Source organism: Massilia eburnea (genome assembly GCF_050709955.1).
In the GTDB taxonomy this organism is placed as follows: Bacteria; Pseudomonadota; Gammaproteobacteria; order Burkholderiales; family Burkholderiaceae_D; genus Rugamonas; species Rugamonas eburnea_A.
The window spans coordinates 52601-67331 of record NZ_JBNZFX010000027.1; the positions used below are offsets into that span (position 1 = coordinate 52601).

At 62.9% G+C, this 14731-nt stretch carries 17 protein-coding genes and 1 pseudogene; 12 read left to right on the plus strand and 6 right to left on the minus strand.

Going from position 1 to position 14731, the window contains the following annotated elements:
- Positions 1 to 15: 15 nt before the first annotated feature.
- From ACQ4MM_RS14410 to argS, 6 genes are read right to left on the minus strand one after another with little or no spacing between them, the layout of a single operon-like run.
- On the minus strand, positions 16 to 795 hold the full coding sequence (locus ACQ4MM_RS14410) for a type III pantothenate kinase (protein ID WP_431478005.1): 780 nt from the start codon (positions 793 to 795) through the stop codon (positions 16 to 18).
- Positions 792 to 1604, minus strand: coding sequence for a biotin--[acetyl-CoA-carboxylase] ligase (locus tag ACQ4MM_RS14415; RefSeq protein ID WP_431478006.1), 813 nt, complete (start codon positions 1602 to 1604; stop codon positions 792 to 794). Before ACQ4MM_RS14415 ends, ACQ4MM_RS14410 begins: the two co-directional genes overlap by 4 nt.
- Complete coding sequence (locus ACQ4MM_RS14420) at positions 1601 to 2374, minus strand: SDR family oxidoreductase (protein ID WP_431478007.1); 774 nt, start codon at positions 2372 to 2374, stop codon at positions 1601 to 1603. Before ACQ4MM_RS14420 ends, ACQ4MM_RS14415 begins: the two co-directional genes overlap by 4 nt.
- 4 nt (positions 2375 to 2378) lie before the next feature.
- On the minus strand, positions 2379 to 3047 hold the full coding sequence (locus ACQ4MM_RS14425) for a thiol:disulfide interchange protein DsbA/DsbL (protein ID WP_431478008.1): 669 nt from the start codon (positions 3045 to 3047) through the stop codon (positions 2379 to 2381).
- A 14-nt stretch (positions 3048 to 3061) separates the two neighbouring features.
- Positions 3062 to 3754 (minus strand): SPOR domain-containing protein, encoded by a 693-nt coding sequence (locus tag ACQ4MM_RS14430; protein ID WP_431478009.1) that lies wholly within the window; start codon positions 3752 to 3754, stop codon positions 3062 to 3064.
- A 7-nt stretch (positions 3755 to 3761) separates the two neighbouring features.
- Positions 3762 to 5471: an arginine--tRNA ligase gene (gene argS, locus ACQ4MM_RS14435; RefSeq protein WP_431478010.1), complete on the minus strand. Its 1710-nt coding sequence runs from the start codon at positions 5469 to 5471 to the stop codon at positions 3762 to 3764.
- Between the two features lie 743 nt (positions 5472 to 6214).
- Between argS and rsmB the strand changes: the two genes are divergently transcribed.
- From rsmB to ACQ4MM_RS14495, 12 genes and pseudogenes are all read left to right on the plus strand, one after another.
- Positions 6215 to 7474, plus strand: a complete 1260-nt coding sequence (gene rsmB, locus ACQ4MM_RS14440; protein ID WP_431478021.1) for a 16S rRNA (cytosine(967)-C(5))-methyltransferase RsmB — start codon at positions 6215 to 6217, stop codon at positions 7472 to 7474.
- A 64-nt stretch (positions 7475 to 7538) separates the two neighbouring features.
- Positions 7539 to 8072 (plus strand): DUF4390 domain-containing protein, encoded by a 534-nt coding sequence (locus tag ACQ4MM_RS14445; RefSeq protein WP_431478011.1) that lies wholly within the window; start codon positions 7539 to 7541, stop codon positions 8070 to 8072.
- Entirely contained in the window at positions 8073 to 10358 is a 2286-nt protein-coding gene (locus ACQ4MM_RS14450) for an ATP-binding protein (RefSeq protein WP_431478012.1), read from the plus strand.
- Between the two features lie 100 nt (positions 10359 to 10458).
- On the plus strand, positions 10459 to 11172 hold the full coding sequence (locus ACQ4MM_RS14455) for a response regulator (RefSeq protein ID WP_431478013.1): 714 nt from the start codon (positions 10459 to 10461) through the stop codon (positions 11170 to 11172).
- Between the two features lie 238 nt (positions 11173 to 11410).
- Positions 11411 to 11551: a hypothetical protein gene (locus ACQ4MM_RS14460; RefSeq protein ID WP_431478014.1), complete on the plus strand. Its 141-nt coding sequence runs from the start codon at positions 11411 to 11413 to the stop codon at positions 11549 to 11551.
- Positions 11552 to 11605: 54 nt separating this feature from the next.
- Positions 11606 to 11863 (plus strand): BTH_I0359 family protein, encoded by a 258-nt coding sequence (locus ACQ4MM_RS14465; RefSeq protein ID WP_055928525.1) that lies wholly within the window; start codon positions 11606 to 11608, stop codon positions 11861 to 11863.
- 18 nt (positions 11864 to 11881) lie between these two features.
- Positions 11882 to 12346 (plus strand): hypothetical protein, encoded by a 465-nt coding sequence (locus tag ACQ4MM_RS14470; protein WP_431478015.1) that lies wholly within the window; start codon positions 11882 to 11884, stop codon positions 12344 to 12346.
- Positions 12347 to 12378: 32 nt separating this feature from the next.
- Positions 12379 to 12768 (plus strand): VOC family protein, encoded by a 390-nt coding sequence (locus tag ACQ4MM_RS14475; RefSeq protein WP_431478016.1) that lies wholly within the window; start codon positions 12379 to 12381, stop codon positions 12766 to 12768.
- Positions 12769 to 12795: 27 nt separating this feature from the next.
- Positions 12796 to 13179: a VOC family protein gene (locus tag ACQ4MM_RS14480; protein ID WP_431478017.1), complete on the plus strand. Its 384-nt coding sequence runs from the start codon at positions 12796 to 12798 to the stop codon at positions 13177 to 13179.
- A 94-nt stretch (positions 13180 to 13273) separates the two neighbouring features.
- Positions 13274 to 13615 (plus strand): hypothetical protein, encoded by a 342-nt coding sequence (locus ACQ4MM_RS14485; protein WP_431478018.1) that lies wholly within the window; start codon positions 13274 to 13276, stop codon positions 13613 to 13615.
- A gap of 9 nt (positions 13616 to 13624) precedes the next feature.
- On the plus strand, positions 13625 to 14410 hold the full coding sequence (locus ACQ4MM_RS14490; RefSeq protein ID WP_431478019.1) for a class II glutamine amidotransferase: 786 nt from the start codon (positions 13625 to 13627) through the stop codon (positions 14408 to 14410).
- Positions 14411 to 14464: 54 nt separating this feature from the next.
- Positions 14465 to 14731: pseudogene (locus ACQ4MM_RS14495) on the plus strand (EAL domain-containing protein); the annotation flags it as partial.

The window sequence follows — 14731 nt, forward strand, 5'->3', positions numbered from 1 at the left end:
GGTACTCCATATGGGTCAGGCGCTACGCAGTGCAGCGTGCAGTCCTATCATCACAATGTTTTCGACATGGCGGTGCGGCACGGGGACCGCGGGCGCGATATATGGCGCGGCGCCGCCGGAAATAATACATTCTACGGCCTGATGCAGCTCGAATGCGCGCTCAATCGCACCGGCTTGCGCCGCCAGGCAGCCGGTCAGGATGGCGTCGTCGGTGTTGTCGGCGAAACCTTCCGGCAGCTTGCCGGGCTTGACCTGCGGCAGTTGGGCGGTGTTCCTGGCCAGCGAGGTGGCCATCAGGCCCAGTCCAGGCAGGATCATGCCGCCCAGGAAAGTGCCGTCGGCAGTGATCGCGTCGATGGTGGTGGCGGTGCCGCAGTTGGCGACCACGATGGCCTTGCCTGGGCACAGTGCATGCGCGCCGATGGCCGCGGCGAAACGGTCGCATCCCAGTTGCGCCGGATTGCGGTAGGCGTTGCGCACGCCTGCGCGCTGCGCGACGGAAGCGAACCATTCGATGGCTTGCGGCTGGATCTGCAGCTGCGGCGCGGCTAGCCAGCTTGCCAGCATGTCGCGTATGGATGGTCCGGCGACGTTGGCGATCAGCACGCGGCCGATGGCCGGCTGATCGCCGGCGCCCGCTGCGGCCAGGGTGGAAGTCAGGGCGGCCGGGAAGCCGGCGGCGTCAGCGTGCATGTGCGCGTCTTGTGCGAGCCAGTCGCCAAGGGCGGCAGCGGGTGCGGCCAGCGCCCACTTGATGCGGGTATTGCCGGCGTCGATCAGCAGGTCGTACCTCATGGCGCGAGCCTCAGCGAAACGTCGCCCGACAGCACGGCCACGCGGCCGGCAGGCGTGTCGAGCAGCAGCCGGCCCTGCTCGTCGACGCCGGCGGCCAGGCCTTCCTGCTGGACTTCGCCCTGGTCGAGCAAGCGCACCGGTTGCCCGCGCCACGCCTGCAGCGCGTTCCAGCGCTCGCTGAAGGCGGCAAAGCCGGTATCGTCGAATTCCGCCAGCACGGCGCACAGGCGGCTGAGCAATTGCGCCAGCAGGGCATTGCGGTCCATCTGCGCCAGCCACGGCGCCGACGATACTTCGCGGCCGATGGCCGCTTCCATCTCGTCCGGCATCAGCAGGTTCATGCCGCAACCGATGACAGCCCAGATGGTGCCATCCGGCGCGGCCTGGGTTTCCACCAGGATGCCGGCCAGTTTGGCGCCGTCCTTCAACATATCGTTCGGCCACTTGAGCTGGACCGGCACCCCCAGGCCATTCACCGTTTCGGCCAGCGCCACGCCAACCGCCAATGGCAGGCCCACCATGCGGTGCAGCGGCGCGCGAAACGGCCAAGCGAGGGAGAAGGTCAGCGATGCGCCTGGCGCGGAAAGCCAGCTGCGGCCGGCGCGGCCACGGCCAGCGGTCTGGCGTTCGGCCACGCGCAGCACGGGTCCGTGCAGTGCGGCGGGCGCCATCTGCGCCGCGCCAGGAACGCGCGCCAGCAGGTCGGCGTTGGTGGATCCGGTTTCGTCCACCACTTCAATGGCGACGTGCGACGCGCTGTCGGCAACCAGGGCGTGGATCGCAGCAGCGGCGAGAGGCGTTGCATTCATGTCGTGCCCTTGCGCGCCTTATGCGGCGCCTTGGCGAAAGCCCGATCGTACAGCCAGTTCGGCAGCGCACCGAGCAGGCGCGCAATCATGCCCGCCCCGAACGGGATGACACGGTAGCTGTCGCCCCGTTCGATGCTGCGCGCTGCGGCCGCCGCAAAATCGGCAGGCTGCATCAGGAAGGGCATCGGATATTTGTTCTGCTGCGTCATCGGGGTATCGATATAGCCCGGCGCGATAGTGACCACCTTGATTGCGCTGTCGCGCAATTCAACGCGCAGCGATTCGCAATACACCCGCACCGCAGCCTTGGAGGCGCTGTAGGCGCCGCCGCCCGGCAAACCGCGCACGCCGGCAACGCTGGCAATCCCGACCAGGCGCGCCGGCGTCCGCTGCGCGCGCATGGCCGCCACGAAAGGCGCAAAGGTCGCCACGGTGGAGGTGACGTTGGTGGCGATAATCGATTCGAAAACCGGCAAGTCTTCCGGCAGTTCGGTGACGGTGCCGTGCGAGATGCCGGCGCTGGCGATGACGATATCGCAGCCGCCGGCATAGCCGAGGAAAGCTTCGGCGGCGCTGCGCAGCGCCACATGGTCGGTTACGTCGGCCGCATAGCAGCGGTGGCGCTCCGGATTGGGCAGGGTGGCGGCAAGCGCCTGCAGCGCATCCGCACGACGTCCCAGCAGGCCGAGGGTGCAGCCTTGCGCGGCGTAATGCGCCGCCAGTGCTGCCCCGATGCCGCTGGAGGCGCCGGTAATGAATACGCGCTTCAAAGCCTTACTTCTTCTCCGCCTTGGCCTTGGATACCAGGAAGTCCAGCACGGTCAGCGCATTGGCGTGCTGCTGGGCTTCGTTAGGCACCGGCTTGACGTTCTTGTTTGCCTCGGCAGGGGAGGTCATGTACTTGCCATCGACCACCAGCATCGGCCAGTAGTCGACGCGGTAATCGCCCATCATGCGTTCCGTGCGGCGCAGTTTGGCGGCCACGCCGAAACTGTTATAGGCCTCGGTGAATTTGGTCTTGTCGATGCCGTTGCTGGCGGCCCAGTCGATCACTGCCGTGTCGTTGCGCAGGGAGTTGCCCTGTTCATGCATGGCAGCGAATACTTTCGCGTGATTCTGCTCCACCAGGCCCATGGCTTCCAGCGCGAAGTACAGCTTTTGCTGCGGCAGCACGGACGGGCCGCGGCTCACGTGAACACGCTTGAAGACTACATTGTCGCCCTGTTTCTTGACCCAGGCCGCCATCGCCGGCTCGAGCGCGTAGCAGTGCGGGCAGTAATAGGCGAAGAACTCGATGACTTCGACCTTCTTGCCGGAGTCGACCGACTGCGGCTCGGGCAGCACAACGAAATCGGTGCCGGCAACCGGAGCCGCCGGGGAAGCAACGGCGCCAAACGCCATGCTGCACAGGACCGTGGCCAGGATCTGCTTAAACAGTTTCATCGCTCAGACTTCCCTTATTTTTGATTGCGGACGACGGCAACATCGATGCCGTTTTCGGACAGCTTGGCACGCACCTTGTTCATGGCTTCCACCTGGGTGAAAGGACCCATGCGTACGCGGTGCAGCACGCCGGCGTCGGTGGCGCGGTCGGAGACCGTGGCCTCGAAGCCCAGTAGGGCCAGTTTGGCGCGGGTGTTCTCGGCATCGCCGACCTCGCGGAAGGCGCCGGCCTGCAGGTAGTACACGAACTTGTCTTCGCCTGGCAGGGCGGGCGCCGGCGCGGCTGCCTGTGCCGGCGGCGCTGCGCTGTTGACTGGCGGTGGCGCCGCCGGCGAAGTGGCGGCCGGCGCTGGAGCCGGGGCCGGAGCGGCCGGAGCCTTGGCCTGCGACTGGCCCTGCGCCTGGATGGTGTCCACTACCTTCTGCAGTTCGTCGGCTGGCGCCTTCTTGGCGTTGTCGCGCTCGAACTCGCTGTTCGCCTTTTTCACCGCTTCCTTATTGCCGTACATCGGCTTGTTCGGATCGGCGATCTGGCCGGATGCTTCATCGGTCGCCTTGCCGTTTTTCGGCGCCTTGTCGGTGAACGGCGTCTGGCCCTTGGTGATGCTCAGGGCTACGACGACGGCGATGACCAGGCCAATAACCAGGCCGATGATGAAGCCAACGAGAGTGTTACCTTCTTGCGAACGCGGAGAACGAAAAGCCATGTGGACCTTACATTTGGTTAGGAGCGGAAACGCCAATCAGTGCCAGGCCGTTGCGCAGCACCTGGCGGGTGGCAACCATCAGGGCCAGGCGGGCCAGCTTGGTTGCTTCGTCTTCCACCAGCACCTTTTCGGCAAAGTAGAACGAGTGCAGGGCGGCGGCCAGGTCGCGCAGGTAGAAGGCTACCTGGTGCGGGCCAAGTTCGGACTGGGCACGGGCCAGCACTTCAGGGTACTGGGCCAGGGCGGCCAGCAGGGTAGCTTCGGTCGGCGCGGTCAGCGGCGACAGGTTGACGTTGGCCACGGAGGCTTCATCGCCGCCCCAGTTTTCCAGCATGCGGCAGATACGCGCGTGGGCGTATTGCACGTAATAGACCGGGTTCTCGTCGGAAGTCTTGAGTGCGACGTCGACGTCGAACACGAACTCGGTATCTGCTTTACGCGAGATCAGGAAGAAGCGCACGGCGTCGCGGCCCTTGGTGATGTCGCCGCCGCCGGACCATTCGATCAGGTCGCGCACGGTGACGTAGGAGCCGGCGCGCTTGGAGATTTTCACCTCGGCGCCGTCTTTCATCACGGTGACCATCTTGTGCAGCACGTAGTCAGGGAAGCCTTGCGGGACGCCCAGGCCGACCGCTTGCAGGCCGGCGCGAACGCGGGCAATGGTGCCGTGGTGGTCGGAACCCTGCACGTTGATGGCCTGGGTGAAGCCGCGCTGGAACTTGACGATGTGGTAGGCGACGTCCGGCACGAAATAGGTGTAGCCGCCGTCGGTCTTGCGCATGACGCGGTCCTTGTCGTCGCCGTAGTCGGTGGTGCGCAGCCACAGCGCGCCGCCGTCTTCGTAGGTGTGGCCGTTTGCGACCAGCGCTTCCACGGCTTTTTCCACCTTGCCGTCGGAGTACAGCGAGGATTCCAGGTAGTAGTTATCGAACCTCACGCCGAAGGCTTGCAGGTCGATGTCCTGCTCGTTACGCAGGTAGGTGACGGCGAAGGCGCGGATGTTTTCGATGTCTTCCACGTCGCCGGAGCCGGTCACCGGCTGGCCGTCGGAGGCGGAAACGGTCTTCCTGGCCAGGAAATCGGCGGCGATGTCGGCGATGTAGTCGCCGTTGTAGGCCGATTCAGGCCATTCCGCGTCGCCCGGCTTGAAGCCTTTGGCGCGGCACTGGACCGAATTGGCAAGGGTCTGGATCTGGACGCCGGCGTCGTTGTAATAGAACTCGCGGGTGACCTTGGCGCCTTGCGCTTCGAACAGCGAAGACAGGGCGTCGCCCAGGGCTGCCTGGCGGCCGTGGCCCACGTGCAGCGGGCCGGTCGGGTTGGCGGAGACGAATTCGATGATGACGTTCTTGCCGGCCAGGGACTCGCTCTGGCCGAAGCTTGCGCCTTGCTGCAGCACCGCCTTGACCACGGACTGCTTGGCAGCGTCGGTCACTCGCAGGTTGATGAAGCCAGGGCCGGCGATTTCGGCGGAAGCCACCAGGGCCTTGCCGGCAGGGGATTCCTGCAGCGCGGCGACGATTTTCTGTGCCAGTTCGCGCGGGTTCATCTTGAGCTGCTTGGCCAGCTGCATCGCGATATTGCAGGCGACGTCGCCGTGCGACGCGTCGCGCGGGCGCTCCAGCACCACGTTGGCTGTAACGTCGGAACCTTCCAGGATCGGCGCGAGGGCGGCCTGGAACAGGGAAATGATCTCTTGCTTTTGTTGGGCGAGCATGTGAATAGCCGGGAACGTCTGAAAGAGGAACATTATACTTGTTTGCAAGAACCGGTAAATCAGGGGGAAACAAGGGGTTAGGGCGCTTAACCCGGGTACAATCTTGGTTTTCACAGATTTACCGCGATGAACACGGCCGCATGGCCGTGCCGCCGGCTGGCGGGCGCGATGACAGGATTGCAATGACTAAGAAAGAGCGCCCAACCTTATCCCTCAAACCAAAGGCTAAACCGGCTGCGCCGGCGGCCAAGGCGCCTCGTGCGCCAGGGGATGGCGGACAGCGCTCCGCGGGGGCGGACCGTCCGCGTGCCGCTGGTCCGCGCGCGGCCGGCCAGCCACGCAGCGAATCCGCTCCACGCAGCAACGGACCGCGCCCGAGCGGCGAGGCAGCCCAGCGCAGCTCCGGGCCGCGTCCGGATCGCGAAACCCGTGGTGAAGGCCGCAGCGAAAGCCGCGGCGAAGGCGGCCAGCGCGGTTTCGGCCGGCGCGAAGGCGCCGAGTTCCGCAACGACTCGCGCGCCGAGGGCAACCAGCGCGGTGTCGGCCGTGCGGCGGGCGGCGAGGGTGCCGTTTCTGGCTCGCCTTGGGCGGCCCGCAAGCCGGCAGCCCGTGGTGCAGACGCGCCAGCGCCGCGCGCTCCCGTCAAGCCAGCCTTCCGCGAAAGCCATCACCGCGACCTGAAACCGCGCGTGCAGACCGACTTCCAGTCCGAGCTGAAACAGGACTCGCTGGCCTTCGCGATCATGGGCGCCGCAACATCGGCCGTGCAGGTCCAGCAAGGCACCGCATTGCCGCAGGCTCTGGCAGCAGTCTTCGCAAGCAACAACGTCACCCCGCAAGCGCGCGGTGCAATCCAGGACATCGCCTACCGCGCCATGCGCCAGCTGGCCCTGAGCGAAATCCTGATCGGCCTGATGGCGCCGAAAGCCCCGGACCCGTTGGTCCAGGCCTTGCTCGCCGTCGCCTTGCCGCTGATGCATCCGGCCGACGGCAGCCCGGCCCCATACGAAGCCTTCACGGTGGTCGACCAGGCCGTCACCGCAGCCGGCTCCCATCCGGATACCGCGCGCGCAAAAAACATGGTCAACGCCCTGCTGCGCCGTTTCCTGCGCGAGAAAGAAGAGTTGCTGGACGAAGCCATGCAGCAGCCGGAAGCCAGATATAACTATCCGCAATGGTGGATCGACTCCGTCATCACCGCCTATCCGAAAGACTGGGAACAGGTGCTGGCCGCCGGTAACAAGGCGCCGCCGCTGACGCTGCGAGTGAACTCCCGCCGCACCTCGCTGGCCGACTACCTGGTGCGCCTGGCCGCGGAAGGCGTCGAAGCTGCCCAGGTCGGCGACTTCGCCGTGCGCCTGGCCAGGCCGGTGCCGGTGCACCAGATCCCGGGCTTCGACCAAGGCGACGTCTCGGTGCAGGACGCCGGCGCCCAATTGGCCGCACCGTTGTTGGACGTACAACCAGGCATGCGCGTGCTGGACGCCTGCGCTGCTCCGGGCGGCAAGACTTGCCACATCCTCGAACTGGCTGATGTCAATTTGACAGCATTGGACGCCGATCCGAAGCGCCTGCAGCGCGTGCAGGAAAATCTGGACCGCCTCCAATTGCAAGCAAACCTGCTGCCGGCAGAAGCCGAAACCGACACCTGGTGGGACGGCCAGCAGTTCGACCGCATCCTGGCCGACGTGCCTTGCACCGCCTCCGGCATCGTGCGCCGCCACCCGGATATCCGCTGGTTGCGCCGCAAGAGCGACACCCGCCAACTTGCAACACTTTCGTCGCAAATTCTCGACAACCTTTGGAAAATGCTCGCCCCCAATGGTAAATTGCTGTTCGTGACATGTTCGTTGTGGCCGCAGGAGTCCGAGGCGCAGGCGGCCGCTTTCGCGGTGCGCAACCGCGCCACACGCCTCGATGCGCCGGGCCAATTGCTGCCTCTGGGCGGCGCCGGGCAGGATCACGATGGTTTGTTCTACGCATTGTTCCAGAAAGATGCGTAACCCTTTGACGAGCACCAGGCAAGTGATCCAAAGATTTCTTCGACTCCTTTGCTGGCAGTTGCTGTTGACGCTTGCGTGTGCGTTGCCGCACGCCGCCCACGCCTCCGACGAGACGGTGGAGATCACCCGCGCCTATATCGAGGCGGCGGAAGAAGGGTATCGCCTGCGTGCCGACTACGCCTTTGAATTGAGCCACGGCCTGGAAGATGCCGTGCAATCGGGCGTATCGCTGCACTTCACCACCGAAATCAGCTTCACCCGTCCGCGCTGGTACTGGTTCGACGAAAAAGCCGTCACCGCCAAGCGCACCCACAAGCTGTGGTACGACGTGCTGACGCGCCAGTATCACGTCAAGATCATCGGCTCGGTCGCCCAGCCTTTCCAGTCGCTGGACGAAGCCCTGTTTTTCATCCGCCGGCCGACCCGCTGGGTAGTCGCGCCGCGCGGCGCGCTGAAGGTGGGCGAAACGTACAACGTGTCCCTGCGCATGGGCATGGACAAGGATTACCTGCCCAAACCGATCCAGGTCAACGCCTTCAACAACAGCGAGTGGCGACTCTCGTCGAACAAGAAAACCTTCCAGTACAGGGCTGAGTAAGTGACGTCTGCCCTCAGGTATTTGTTTGTCGTCGCGGGAGCGATCTGCAGCATATTGCTGTTCCTGCTGGCATCGGCTTCCGACAACTCCGGCTTCTTCGACCGCTATTACGGCTGGCTGCTTGGCCTGAACGCCTCGGTCGCGGTGGCGCTGGTGCTGCTGGTCGGCGTGTCCCTGTTCCGCCTCTATGCCCGCTACAAGAGCGGCAAATTTGGCTCGCGCCTGATGACCCGGCTGGTGGTGCTGTTTGCCGCCATCGGCGTGCTGCCCGGCCTGGTGATCTTCCTGGTATCGGTGCAGTTCGTATCGCATTCCATCGATTCCTGGTTCAATGTGCGCGTGGAAGAAGCGCTGGACGCAGGCCTGGACCTGGGGCGCTCGGCCCTGGACGAATCGTTGGCCGAACTGGAGGCCCAGGCGCGCGGCACCGTGCGCCAACTGGCTGAGGACCCGTTCTATTCCGCCCCGGCGACCCTGGCCCGTTTCGTGCGCCGCCACCCCGGCACCCAGAGCGCCATCATCGTCGACACCGACGGTGGCCTGATCGTGTCGGCCATGGGTGAGCGCCGCATCAACCTGTCGGCCGACCTGCCGAGCGCGCTGATGCTGAACAAGGCCAAGGACGAACCGTCGTATGCCGCCTACGAAGGCGGCGGCGAGTTGCGCGACGACAGCATCGGTGCGCCGCAGCCGGCGCCGCTGGACGCCAACAGCGTGCTGCGCCTGCGCGTGCTGATGGCCATTCCAGATCCGGTGCAGCCGTCCGGCGCCCACCTGGCGCCGCGCTACCTGCAGATCATCCAGGCCGTGCCGCAGAAACTGGCCAGCAACGGCGAAATGCTGCGTACCGCCTTCTCCGAATACAAGGAGCGCTTCGTGGCCCGCGTCGGGCTGCGCAAGATGTATATCGTGACGCTCACCCTGACCCTGCTGCTGGCGGTATTCGGCGCCATCGCTGCCGCCTTCCTGATCGCAAACGACCTGGCCCAACCGCTGCTGCTGCTGGCCGAAGGTACCCGCGCCGTGGCGGAAGGCGACCTGTCGCCGCGCCCGATCGTGGCCAGCTCGGACGAACTGGGCACGCTGACCCAATCCTTCAACACCATGACGCGCCAGCTGTCCGAAGCGCGCAGCGCGGTGGAGCGCAATCGAATCGCGCTGCAGAACGCCAAGGCCCACCTGGAATCGGTGCTGGCAAACATGTCGGCAGGGGTGATGGTGCTCGATTCCGAGTTCCGCCTGGTCACCTGCAACGACTCGGTCGAACGTATCCTGCAGCATGCCGGCGTGACGCTGATCGGCCAGCCGCTGTCGGAAGTGGAGGGCATGCAGGAATTCGCCGCGGCCATCATCAGCGCCTTCTCGGCCCAGAGCGCGCAAACGGCCGCCGGCCGCAACGTGGCGCGCCTGCATTGGCAGCGCCAGATCGAGATCCCGCGCCAGCCAGGCAGCCCCGAGGACAATGAACAGATCCTGCTGACACGCGGCTCGCGCCTGCCGCTGGAAACCGGCACCGGCTACATTGTGGTGTTCGACGATATCACCGACGTGATCTCGGCCCAGCGCTCGATCGCCTGGGGCGAAGTGGCGCGCCGCCTGGCCCATGAAATCAAGAACCCGCTGACGCCTATCCAGCTGTCAGCCGAACGGCTGCAGATGAAGCTTGAATCCAAGCTGTCCGGCCCCGATGTGGAACTGCTCAACAAAGCCTCCACCACCATCGTCAACCAGGTCTCCGCCATGAAGCGCATGGTGGATGACTTCCGCGATTACGCCCGCACCCCGCCTGCCGTGCTGCAGCCGCTCGACCTGAATACCCTGGTCGAGGACATCCTGCACCTGTATGTGAGCGGCGAGGGCAACGACATCATCCACGCCAGCCTGGCGCCCGCCCTGCCCATGATCCTGGGCGACGACACACAATTGCGCCAGGTGATCCACAACCTGCTGCAAAATGCGCAGGACGCGCTGCAGGAGCATCCTCCTGCCGACGCCGAGCCGCGCATCGATGTGGTCACCGAGGGCATCATCTATCAAAGTGCGGATGGCGGGACACGTATTGCAGTGCGCCTCTCAATCTCGGACAATGGCCCCGGTTTCGCACCGAAAATCCTGGCCAACGCGTTCGAGCCGTATGTAACGTCGAAGGCAAAGGGCACTGGCCTGGGCCTGGCGATGGTGAAAAAGATTATCGAGGAACACGGGGGCCGGATCGATATCCAGAACCGTGACGATAGTAGTGGAGCGTCGGTGCTGATTTTGCTGTTAAAGTTGGCGTCGGTGTAGTTGGCATAATATTGTTGGACTAATAAAATCATTGTCACGCCGACAGGTATAGAATGCCTGCGTAGAGAGCGATAAAAATGAGGGAAGGGGCAAGGGATACATGGCAAACATTCTCGTAGTTGATGATGAAATGGGGATCCGGGAGCTGCTCTCGGAAATCCTGGGCGACGAAGGACATGCGGTCACGCTGGCGGAGAACGCCCAGCAGGCGCGTCAGGCCCGCGCAGGCGGCACGCCCGACCTGGTCTTGCTCGACATCTGGATGCCGGACACGGACGGCGTTACGCTGCTGAAGGAGTGGCAGCGCGATGGCTTGCTGACCATGCCGGTCATCATGATGTCAGGTCACGCGACCATTGATACCGCGGTGGAGGCGACGCGCATCGGCGCCATGAACTTCCTGGAAAAGCCGATTGCGATGCAAAAGCTGCTCAAGGCCGTGCAGGCTGGGCTGAGCCGGGCGCAGGAAGCGGTGCGAGCGCCGGTGATGGCGAGCCGTCCGGTGATGCCAGCGCCGGTCGAGGAAACCAGCTTCGGCCAGGTGCAGGTGACACAGCAGCCGGTGACCCATAACCTGGGCATGGCACGTGCGGTGAACGGCGACAACCCGATCTTCAACCTGTCGTTCGACCTGCCGCTGCGCGAAGCACGCGACGCTTTCGAGCGTATGTACTTCGAACACCACCTCGGCCGCGAAGGCGGCAGTATGACCCGCGTGGCCGAGAAGACCGGGCTGGAACGTACCCACCTGTACCGCAAGCTCAAGCAACTGGGCGTGGAACCAGGCAAGCTGTCTAAGAAGAATCAGGCGTGATGGATCAAGCTTGGTCCTGACAACCCTGGTAACAGGCCCGACGGCCGCAACGCGTGAGAGCGCGATTGCGGCCGTTTTGTTGCATGGCGCGCCAACGGCCGTCATCCTTGAAGGTTTGGCCGACGCTAATTCTCCGTTGGTGTATGATGAAAGTGACCCGACGGTATGGCAGCCGCAGGTACACCGCATCGCTCCCGGCTGCCTATGCTGCGCCGGTAATCTTGTCTTACGTGTTACATTGAATCGTCTCTTGCGCCGTCCCCCGGCGCAGCTCTTTATCAGCCTGGCGGATGCCACTCACGTGGATCGCCTGCGCGCCATGCTTGCCACCGCCCCTTACGACGCCTTGCTGCGCCTGGAGCCGGTACTGAACGCTTGAAAATGGCTAGGACAGCCCCATCTCGGTTTGGAAACGAAACGTGAAGGAAGCCATATGAACCTGATTTACAACAGCGAGCAATACAGTGTTGTCGAATTTGGCGCAGACCGCAGCCTGGAAGCCTTGCGCTTCGGCGGCTATGAGATTGTCGACAAAGGCGGCAAACGCGAAATCTTCATTGCCGGGGTCATGGCGCAGAACTTCCGCCGCGACGTTAACGAACTGATTGCCAGTGAGCCCACCATCGAGGAGATCGATGATTTTCTGGGCAACTATGAAGCACTGATGAGTCAACCAGTGCTGCTGCACTAAGGTTTTTTGCATCCTTCGGTGGAGCGCTACCTTGCTCCATCACGGGCAGCCATGTCAGCGCTGCCCGTTTTCCGTTCGAGATTGTTCAATGCCTGTTTAGCTGGCATAGTTGCGCTTTATAAAAGAGCCAACAAGACAGTACAGTCACTTATGAACACATTGCATGAGAAAAAATACCTGCGCGGAATTCTGAAGTATTTGGATCGCGCGCCGCGCAGCGTTTTCCTAAGCCCATGGTTTAAAGTTGCGCACTGGATCGTTCTGGCCTTGCTCTTTTTTGCCCTGTTCAAAATGGAGCCCAGGGCTGAGGTGCTGATTGCTGTTGGCGTTGCCTTTGTTGTCGGGATGGGCCAAGGATTTTCCTTGTTTCAGGAGTTCGCCATACGGTGCTGGCCATTCATCCGTCCTCATCTAAGTCGCGAAACCATTGAAGCGCGGATTGCCGAACTCGATGAGAGCGAAAAAATCTCTAAGCGCAGTTAAGCCGCCAACGCCTCCAGCCGATAATCAAAATCATGCCCGCTCTTGGATTCAGCCATTACAACCTGCGCGCACCGCGAGAGCTGCTCGATGAGTTGCGTGATTTCTATTGCGACGTGGTCGGGTTGATTGCCGGTCATCGGCCGCCGTTTCGCAGCTTTGGTTATTGGCTCTACGCAGGTGAGAGCGCAGTGCTGCACCTGTCCGAAGCCGGACCAGATGAAAATCGGCCAGCGCAGCCGGCAGGGACGTTCGACCATGCAGCCTTCCGGTGCACGGATCAAGCGGCCTATGCGCATAAGCTCACCTCGCTTGGTATCAAGTACCGCGTCGCCATCGTTCCGGCAACGCAGCAACTTCAAATCTTTCTCACCGACCCGGCGGGAAACGGCGTTGAACTCAATTTCGCAAACCAGGAAGCCTGAACTTAAGAATCCGGGAGGGGTTTGGAGATGAAGCGGACCTGGACAATCATCGGCGTCGCCGACGTCGCACACAGCTTCAACTGGTACCAGACACTGTTTGGCCAGCCAAAGACCGCGCCAGCCCACGAATTCTTCGGGCAGGTCCTGGATAGCGATGGAACGGTCCTGCTCTGTCTCCACCAGTGGGGATCGCACGATCATCCCACGCTTGCCAGCCCCGCTAGTTCGCAGCCCGGCAACGGGCTGTTGCTGTTCTTCCGCGTCGACGATTTTGACGCAGCGCTGGCCAGGGCACGCGGCCTGGTGGCAAAGCTGGAGCAAGAGCCAGGCATAAATCCCAGCACCGGCACGAGGGAGTTTGCACTTCGCGATCCGGACGGCTATTACGTGATGGTCAGCGCATGGGACTGAAAACAAGATTGACCGGGAAGCTGGGGAGCGCGCACTGATCAATCCGAGTCGATATCTAATTGTGGCCGTTTCAGTTGGCGCCTATGCATCAAGTTTGCTGATGCCTGCCTTGCTTTGTCGATCCAACCAGATGATGGGATTCCAAGTCCTGCTCATGGGCTGGCTCGGCATCATAGGTTTGCAGCCCGCGTGGTTCGCAAACATTCTGTACTTCCTCATGATCTATCGCGTGGCGCGCGGGACCGATAATCGCAACGTGTTCCTGCCTGGGGCAGCTTCGTTTCTGGCAATCGCCGGTCTGGCGGGCGGGCCGGGTTGCGGCCCCGATATCGGAAATATGTCGCTCGGATTGAGTGCCGGAGGTTACTTATGGATTGCCGCGATTCTTGTTGTATCGGCTTACTATGCGGCCAATCGACCGGCACCCGCATGTTAAAGTTGAGGGATGTGCCAATTACTAGCAATGAACTGCAATGTCCCGACCGACATTGTGTTCAGTTTCACCGGCTTCGCCCTGCGCGGCGGGCAGACCGATACCCACCATGACGGCTGGGGCATCGCCTTTTTCGAAGGCGCCGGCGTGCGCCATTTTGTCGATCACCAGGCCGCGATCCATTCACCGATTGCGGAGCTGATCAAGAACTACCCGATCAAGTCGAAGAACGTGATCGCACATATCCGCAAGGCCACGCAGGGCGAGGTCATGCTGGAGAACTGCCATCCCTTCGTGCGCGAGCTGTGGGGCCGTTACTGGGTGTTCGCCCACAACGGCGACCTGAAGGAATTTGCGCCGGTGCTGCACGGGCCTTTCCGTCCGGTCGGCACCACCGACAGCGAACAGGCCTTCTGCCTGATCCTGCAGGAGTTGAGCGAGCGTTTCGGCGACACCTGCCCGCCGCTGCCGATGCTGCGCGCGCAGGTCGAGAAGACCGTGCGCAGCATTGCCGCACATGGCACTTTCAACATGATGCTTTCCGACGGCCGCACGATGTTCGCGCATTGCTCGACCCATTTGCATTACATCGTGCGCAAGTTCCCGTTCGACACCGCCAAGCTGTCCGACGAGGACGTGAGCGTGGACTTCTCTCAGGTCACCACGCCCAATGATCGCGTGGCACTGATCGTCACCCAGCCATTAACTACTAATGAGCAATGGACAGCCTTCGTGCCGGGCGAGATGAAATGCTTTGTGGATGGCCTGCCGCAAAAGCGGGACTTCGAGAAAATTTAACAGACACCGGCAGAATTTGATGCCAAAATGGCAGGACACGTCAGGAATTTCCCTATGATCGACCTTTCCAGCAACGATGCGGCCTCCCAGAGCCTGAAAGTTCGCGAAATTTTATCTGGGCCGGCAGCCGATCTTGGACCGGAACCAGGCCTTGTACGGATACGAGTTGCTTTTTTCGCAACGCTCCGGTTTGGGCCAGCCAACAATCAATACTTCGGCATTGTCCGCCACCGCCGCGGTAGTCGCGCACGCGCCGCGCAACTGGGCCTGGAGCGCACCATCGGCGATGCCATCGGCTTCGTCAACGTCGATTCGGACGCC

What these genes read in the sequence shown, in the direction of transcription:
- ACQ4MM_RS14425 (WP_431478008.1), bottom strand. Translation starts at nt 3,047, where the DNA reads ATGAAACTGTTTAAGCAGATCCTGGCCACGGTCCTGTGCAGCATGGCG.
- ACQ4MM_RS14490 (WP_431478019.1), top strand. Translation starts at nt 13,625, where the DNA reads ATGTGCCAATTACTAGCAATGAACTGCAATGTCCCGACCGACATTGTG.
- ACQ4MM_RS14415 (WP_431478006.1), bottom strand. Translation starts at nt 1,604, where the DNA reads ATGAATGCAACGCCTCTCGCCGCTGCTGCGATCCACGCCCTGGTTGCC.
- ACQ4MM_RS14480 (WP_431478017.1), top strand. Translation starts at nt 12,796, where the DNA reads ATGAAGCGGACCTGGACAATCATCGGCGTCGCCGACGTCGCACACAGC.
- ACQ4MM_RS14410 (WP_431478005.1), bottom strand. Translation starts at nt 795, where the DNA reads ATGAGGTACGACCTGCTGATCGACGCCGGCAATACCCGCATCAAGTGG.
- rsmB (WP_431478021.1), top strand. Translation starts at nt 6,215, where the DNA reads ATGGGCGCCGCAACATCGGCCGTGCAGGTCCAGCAAGGCACCGCATTG.
- ACQ4MM_RS14430 (WP_431478009.1), bottom strand. Translation starts at nt 3,754, where the DNA reads ATGGCTTTTCGTTCTCCGCGTTCGCAAGAAGGTAACACTCTCGTTGGC.
- ACQ4MM_RS14475 (WP_431478016.1), top strand. Translation starts at nt 12,379, where the DNA reads ATGCCCGCTCTTGGATTCAGCCATTACAACCTGCGCGCACCGCGAGAG.
- ACQ4MM_RS14455 (WP_431478013.1), top strand. Translation starts at nt 10,459, where the DNA reads ATGGCAAACATTCTCGTAGTTGATGATGAAATGGGGATCCGGGAGCTG.
- argS (WP_431478010.1), bottom strand. Translation starts at nt 5,471, where the DNA reads ATGCTCGCCCAACAAAAGCAAGAGATCATTTCCCTGTTCCAGGCCGCC.
- ACQ4MM_RS14465 (WP_055928525.1), top strand. Translation starts at nt 11,606, where the DNA reads ATGAACCTGATTTACAACAGCGAGCAATACAGTGTTGTCGAATTTGGC.